This is a genomic window from Chitinophaga sp. GbtcB8 (assembly GCF_019091455.1).
Taxonomy (GTDB): domain Bacteria; phylum Bacteroidota; class Bacteroidia; order Chitinophagales; family Chitinophagaceae; genus Chitinophaga.
Window position 1 is genome coordinate 1 of sequence record NZ_JAGXJN010000076.1, and the last position, 6,669, is coordinate 6,669.

6 protein-coding genes are annotated in these 6,669 nt (G+C 45.4%); 5 read left to right on the forward strand and 1 reads right to left on the reverse strand.

Translation table 11 applies throughout. From position 1 onward, the window contains the following. Positions 1 to 96: 96 nt before the first annotated feature. On the reverse strand, positions 97 to 879 hold the full coding sequence (locus tag KVT36_RS31300) for an AraC family transcriptional regulator (RefSeq protein WP_217607359.1): 783 nt from the start codon (positions 877 to 879) through the stop codon (positions 97 to 99). 128 nt (positions 880 to 1,007) lie between these two features. On the opposite strand from KVT36_RS31300, the gene KVT36_RS31305 reads away from it, so the two are divergent. The 5 genes from KVT36_RS31305 to KVT36_RS31330 all read left to right on the forward strand — a co-directional run. Beyond that, on the forward strand, positions 1,008 to 1,964 hold the full coding sequence (locus KVT36_RS31305) for an SGNH/GDSL hydrolase family protein (RefSeq protein WP_217607360.1): 957 nt from the start codon (positions 1,008 to 1,010) through the stop codon (positions 1,962 to 1,964). A 381-nt stretch (positions 1,965 to 2,345) separates the two neighbouring features. Further along, complete coding sequence (locus KVT36_RS31315) at positions 2,346 to 2,954, forward strand: Crp/Fnr family transcriptional regulator (protein WP_217607362.1); 609 nt, start codon at positions 2,346 to 2,348, stop codon at positions 2,952 to 2,954. A 103-nt stretch (positions 2,955 to 3,057) separates the two neighbouring features. Beyond that, the gene (locus KVT36_RS31320) at positions 3,058 to 3,717 is read left to right on the forward strand and encodes an NADPH-dependent F420 reductase (RefSeq protein ID WP_217607363.1); all 660 of its coding nucleotides are present in this window, start codon (positions 3,058 to 3,060) and stop codon (positions 3,715 to 3,717) included. Between the two features lie 143 nt (positions 3,718 to 3,860). Beyond that, positions 3,861 to 4,640 carry an exodeoxyribonuclease III gene (gene xth / locus KVT36_RS31325; protein WP_217607364.1) on the forward strand — a complete coding sequence of 260 codons (780 nt, stop codon included), beginning with the start codon at positions 3,861 to 3,863 and terminating at the stop codon, positions 4,638 to 4,640. A 222-nt stretch (positions 4,641 to 4,862) separates the two neighbouring features. After that, on the forward strand, positions 4,863 to 6,669 hold a 1,807-nt coding region (locus KVT36_RS31330), incomplete at its 3' end, for a sigma 54-interacting transcriptional regulator (protein WP_217607365.1).

Below are 6,669 nucleotides of genomic sequence, written 5' to 3' on the forward strand. Positions count from 1 at the left end.
CTCCTTAAAACTGTATTTGCCTCGTTTATCCATAAAAAATGCCCCCATAAAGTGTCCAACTTTATGGGGGCATTACAATCCGGGTACTGGCTTTTTTTATATGATGTGAGCAGAGAGCTGGGAAGGAGTGATGCCGGTGTATGATCTGAACTCCCTGATGAAATGAGCCTGGTCGTAATAACCGCATTCATAGGCAATATTGGTCAGAGATATATTAGCCGACCGGACCAGCTTGAGGCTTTTGTTGAACCGTTGAACCGAAAAGAAACTTTTCGGAGATATGCCTACATAATTCAGAAAAAGTTTCTGGATGTACCGTTCGGAAAATCCGCTTTCTGCCGCCAGGCGCTCAATATCAAATGATTCACCATTACGGCGGATGGAATGGCACATGCCTTCCACTAACGCTATCTTCTCGTGGTTTTTCCTGGTGCTGAGCAGCTTGTCTATTAAGAATGCTTCGAGCACTTTTACTTTTTGTTCCAGCAAAGGCTGTTCCATCAGGCGCTGGTAAAACTCGCGGGATTCCTTGTTGAGAATATCATGCAGGTCAATGGATTCGTTGGTAAAGTCGGAAGCCTGGTTCGGGAAAAAGAGAGCGCCGGCGTATGGGTGGAAACGTGTTATCAGGCAAATATTGCCCTTTTGGACGGAGGCCTTCATGGGTATGTTCCAATGGCCAAGCACCTCCAAACGGGGCACTATGATTGACTGGTTTCCCCGATGCCTGATCGTATCGCAATTCGATATATCGATACAAAATTCCAAACACCCGGACGGATACATCAGCTCCAGGGTATCTGTATCGTGGGTGCAGGTCCAGTAGTACTTTACATAACGGCTTAAAATAGCTGACGGGTAAAAGACCTTGTCTCTCATATTGGGAGCAGAAGTTATACTATTTGTACGACATTGTCAAATACACTGGAACGGGAGTAATAGCCCCCTACTTTTCCCGAAAATAATTATCTTACCTTTTTATTCCTTTACCTTATAATCTGTTCGTCATGTGGAGAAATGCGGCAGCTGCTCAATTAGCAGCAGCAATCCTGTATTTATTGCCGGCCACCGGCTGCAAAACCACTCCGGATAATCACCGGTATACCATTGTTGTTGTGGGCTCCTCCACAGCGGAAGGATACGGCATTAAGCCGAAAGACAGCTGCTGGGTGAACCGTTTTGCCTATTCACTGGGACCGGAAGTAGCGGTGCAGAACATCTCGAAGACCGGTTATTCCACCTACGAAGTAATGCCCACCGGCACCAGGAAAGAAGGCCGGCCGGAACCGGATACGGAAAGGAACATTACCAAAGCGCTTAGCTTCCATCCGGATGCTATCATCATCAACCTTCCCACCAATGACGCGGCTGCAGGTTACAGCCTGGAAGAGCAGCAGGCTAATTTTCGCACGATCATAGAAGCCGCAAGGGATAAACATATCCTGGTGTGGGTAACTACTACCCAGCCACGTACCAATACTTTCGGACATCCGCGTAATACATTGCCACAGATGCGCGACTGGCTGCTGACTACCTATGGCGATAAAGTGATTAATTTCTGGGAGCCTTTTGCGAACGCCGATAATACTATCAACAAGCAATACGACCAGGATGGCATCCATCTGAATATACCGGGGCATCGCATTCTCTTTGAGCGTGTGGCGCAAAAACATATTATGGATACTGTGCGGAAAGGCCCTGTGCAGCTGTTATCTTCTGATGAAACCCCAACTGGCCTGCGCTGGCGAACCGGCGGGGAAAGATATATCGATAGCTTCAGGATACAGGTCAGTATGGATTCCTTGCAGTGGATGGATGCCGGACGGGTAAAAGCTGCCGGCACTACCGTGCATGTGCAGGATTATGAGCTGAATGTAAATCCAGCCACGCAATGCCGTTATTACCGCATCACGGCAAAGGATTCATTGAACAGGGCGTTCCTGCTGGGAAGTTTCAGGCTTTAGATCTTGCCGGCAGGAGGCAGTAGGGGATTATTGCCTGTCAAAAAAAAGAGCTATACAATCATCTTTCGAGTGACGTCATAACAATTTCTTCTAAAATACTGAATGAAGATCGTACGATCTATGTTCACTATCCAAAGCCAGATTCAACAAATGTGACCATTCCTTTGGCGGTATCGCATCCATTTACTGTATGCTCACCCATCCTGATATGTTCAATGCCTATATTTCTATAAGTCCTTCCTTGCGTACTACGATGCGTTACGGTTTATTTATAAAGATTGGAAAGCTTCTGATGCAAAGTGAGGAAAAAATGCAGGATAGCAGGTTGTCTTTTTTTATAGCCCCTGTGAATGATTATATTTGATCCTGCAAACGTAACTTATGTCTCAACACAATCCGGTTGAACCACTGCTTTTGTACTTTAACGGCTTAATACCTTTGAAAGGAGAGGAAAAAGAATTAGTGCAGGCAAAATTCCATCACCGTCTTTACCGTAAGCGGCAATACATTCTTCAGGAGGGCGACATCTGTACGCATTTAAACTTTGTAGTGCGGGGTTGCCTGCGTTTGTATAAAATAGATGACCGTGGCAACACCCATATTCTCCAGTTTGCCGCTGAAAACTATTGGGTTAATGACCTTGGCAGCTTTCACGGTTTAAAGCCCTCTGAGCTGAACATTGATGCGCTGGAGGATACCGTTACTTTACAGATCACCCGGGATGACCTGGTGACTCTTTTTACACAGGCGCCTAAGTTTGACCGCATTTTCCGGGTGCTGATGGAAAACAGCTACATCAGGCTGCAGCAGCGGTTATTACAAAATATCAGCTCAACAGCTGAGGACCGGTACAAGTCCTTTATAGAGATCTATCCTCACCTCGTTAACCGTCTTTCACAGGTACAGATCGCCGCTTTTTTAGGCATAGCTCCGGAGAGTCTTAGCCGTTTGCGGAATGGGCTGAGCAAAACAGCCAAGCCAAAACCTTAACCTGGATCAATACTATTTCTTGATGCAGCTCATTGGATAAAACTATCCAACAGGGTGAACTTTGTGTCTGAAAATTCATCTATAAAAACATCAACTGAATTTTATGACACAGGAAAAAACATCAAAAAAGGTTGCGATCATTGGGCTGGGCAATATTGGCAAAATAGTGGCTGCTAACCTGGTAAAAGGCAAGCGCCCTGTAATAGTGGCCGGCAGGGATTTCTCAAAAGCGCAGGAACTTGCCGCAAAGCTTGGAAGCCTGGCACAGCCTATGGAAGTATCCGCTGCTATCCGGGAGGCGGATATCATTGTGCTGGCAGTTTGGTTTGCTACTATCAAAGAATCATTGAACAAGTATGCGGCAGAGCTCCGGGGGAAAATTATTGTTGACCCTTCTAATCCCATTGCCCCTGATGATAAAGGCGGATTCAAAAAAATTATCGGGGAAAAAGAATCTGCAGGTAATATCCTGTCTGCTCTGTTGCCTGAAAATGCAAAATTTGCCAAGGCCTTTGGAACCCTGAGCGCCGCTTCGCTTGAAAGCGCTGCTTTCCAGAAACCGGAAGCGGCTGTTTTATTCTATGCTACTGATGATACCAGTATTAATGAAGATATAGAGCAGCTGATCCATGACAATGGTTTTGAACCGGTACATGTTGGTGGGGTTGATCAATCCATCCGCGTTGAAGTGTTTGGCGATCTGCATGAATTTGGCGCGCTGGGCAAAACGGTTACCTTGGCGGAAGTGAGAGAAATGGTTTAAGATTATAACCGGCGTATTTAAAGGCACTTTCACTAAACTATGCCAAACAAATAGGATTGCAATAAATGAAAAGCAGGGGAGGTAGCATATTATCTCCTCTGCCTTTTGGCTTGATTTTTATAGCTAAAATGAAAACATCCTGCATGAAAATTGCAACCTATAATGTTAATGGAGTAAATGGCAGGCTTCCTGTATTGCTGCGCTGGTTAAAAGAAGCGAAGCCAGACATTGCCTGTTTGCAGGAATTAAAGACATCTGACGAAAAATTTCCGGAGCAAAGCCTTAAAGAAATTGGCTACAGCTCCATTTGGCATGGCCAGAAAAGCTGGAATGGCGTAGCCATTCTTACAAAGGATGGTTATGAGGTGGAAAAGATCGAAAAGGGGCTTCCCGGGGATCCGGAAGATGTACAAAGCCGGTATATAGAGGCTAAGATCAATGGTGTTATTATTGCTTGTCTTTATCTTCCAAATGGAAACCCTGCTCCAGGGCCCAGGTTTGATTATAAAATGACGTGGTTTAAACGGTTGATTACGAAAGCAGGGCGGTTAATAAAGCTTAATTTGCCTGTTGTATTAGTTGGTGATTATAATGTTGTGCCCACAGAAATAGATGCCCACAAGCCGGAACGCTGGGTGAATGATGCTGTTTTTTTTCCTGAGCCCCGTGCTGCATTCCAGAAGCTGTTAAAGCAAGGTTGGATAGATGCTATACGTAAGCTTTACCCGGATCAGAAAATGTTCACCTATTGGGACTATTTTGGTAATGCGTTCAAAAGAGATGCCGGGATCCGTATGGATCACTTTTTATTATCCCCTGATCTGGGAAAGCGCCTGATTGCTGGTGGAATAGATAAACATGTCAGAGCCTGGGAGAAAACAAGTGACCATGCTCCGGTTTGGATTAATATTTCGGGCAAATAGGAGTATCCCAAAGGGCGCGGCATAAAAGAAGTGGCGTGGATGCGCATTTATGACCGCCCATTGGCAGTTACGTATATGCGATAGAAACAGTATGCGGGGACGGTACTACCTTCCTGTTCAGGGGAGCCGTTACGGTGATCCGGTAGCTATTAACACAGTGAAGGACAATGTTTTCTCCTGTTAAAATTTCCGTTCCCCAACTGTATTTTATAACTTGCTTTCATGAAAAGCGCTAAACCTTCTGTATCTGAAATGCCTGCTCCTTCCAGGGTTACCCTTGAACGGACAAGAAAGCTGCTATCAGAGCTGGGGGATGATATCACCAAGGTCCGGGATAAGAACGACCTGCTTATCCTTTTCAAAAAACGGATCAAAGGGTTGTATTATCTTACGCATACGATTGTTACCCTGATCGACTACAAAGACGAAACATATGTTCCTTTCCTGCTGGATAATGAATCTTCTCCTATCCGCTCGCATCCAAGATACCAGGAAATGGTGCACTCCCGTTTTTCATTGAAAGCACCGGCCATACAATCGGCATTACAGGCAGATGGTCCTATCTCTTTTTTACTGGAAGATATAATGGACCAGCCGGAAAGCCCCGCTTTTTTCCGCGTTAATTATGAAAAAGGCGTAAGGGAAATTCTCATGACCCGGCTCATGAAAGAAGGAAAACCCATGGGCTTTATTCATATTTATTCTGATAAACCCGGCAGCTTTAGCAGCGAGTTCAGAGAGGTCATGAAAGACATTGCGCCCCAGCTGTCGGGCGCTGTATCCAATATCATCAAAAATGAGGAGCTGCTTAACAAGGAAAAAGAAAAGTCGTTCCTGCTTGATTTCAGCAGCGATATTGCAACGGTAAGAACGAAAGAAGAACTTGCCCGTGCCGTTCGTGCAGCCATCAGTAAGCTGAATCAGAAGAGCGGTTATGTTATTCGCAGGATCAATGATGATAATGCATCTATGAGCCCTTATGTTTATGACCTGGGGGCATGGCAGCATGATCAAAAAATAGTGAGCGCCCTGGAAAAAGCCAGGTATCCCATTAACGACGGGATCCAGAACCGTGTGCTGAATAGCCCCATCCCTTTATTGTTTAATGTAGACAGGGAAATACAACGCGGCATTGCCGCACCTTACCTGCAAAGCTGGAAGGCAATGGGATTCAAAAACTTTTTAGGCATCCGGTTGCGCAACGCAGAAACGAATCATGGCATTTTGTTCCTGGATATTGAAGAGATCAATGTTCCGCTGCTGCAGGGCATTTGTTCGCAAATATCCATTGCCCTGGCCAATATAATGGCCAATGAGCAGATCAGTAAAAGACAGGAGGAGCAGGCTTTTCTGCTGGATTTCGGAAATGATATTACACAGGCAAGAACAAAACAGGACCTGCAGGCCGCTGTTTTCAGGGTGCTGGATAAAACAATGCATACAAAGCTGGCCATGATCCGGGTAATAGATGATGATGGCTTCCACCTGTCTGCATATATGTATGACAGATCGTTGTTTGAAAAGGCAAAAGTGGATGTTGATAAAATGTCCGCCAACAAGATCACCATTGAAGAAACCTATACCGCGCAGGTGCTGGCCAGCAAGGAGGGATTGATGTTTAATGTGGAAGAAGAATTTAAAAGCGGTACCGCATACGCAAAACTTTGGAAAACCACCGGGTTAAGGAATATGTATACCCTGCCATTACGGGCAGGAGATAAAAATATAGGCACCATCTGGCTGCTGGCCAACCGGCTGAGTAAGCTGATGCTGCAGGGAATTTGTACACAGATCTCTCTGGCCATTGCCAATATACAGGCTGCTGAAAAGCTGTTGGCCTACAAAAAGCAGCTGGAAGTAGAAAATGATTACCTGAAAGAGCAGATCAAAACCATTTATAATTTTTCAGAAATTGTAGGCAGCGGCGAAGAAATGCAAAAAGTATACCGCCTGATCTCACTGGTAGCAGATTCCAACAGCACCGTGCTGTTATTGGGCGAAACCGGTACCGGCAAAGAGCTGATCGCCC

What these genes read in the sequence shown, in the direction of transcription:
- xth (WP_217607364.1), top strand. Translation starts at nt 3,861, where the DNA reads ATGAAAATTGCAACCTATAATGTTAATGGAGTAAATGGCAGGCTTCCT.
- KVT36_RS31305 (WP_217607360.1), top strand. Translation starts at nt 1,008, where the DNA reads ATGTGGAGAAATGCGGCAGCTGCTCAATTAGCAGCAGCAATCCTGTAT.
- KVT36_RS31300 (WP_217607359.1), bottom strand. Translation starts at nt 879, where the DNA reads ATGAGAGACAAGGTCTTTTACCCGTCAGCTATTTTAAGCCGTTATGTA.
- KVT36_RS31320 (WP_217607363.1), top strand. Translation starts at nt 3,058, where the DNA reads ATGACACAGGAAAAAACATCAAAAAAGGTTGCGATCATTGGGCTGGGC.
- KVT36_RS31315 (WP_217607362.1), top strand. Translation starts at nt 2,346, where the DNA reads ATGTCTCAACACAATCCGGTTGAACCACTGCTTTTGTACTTTAACGGC.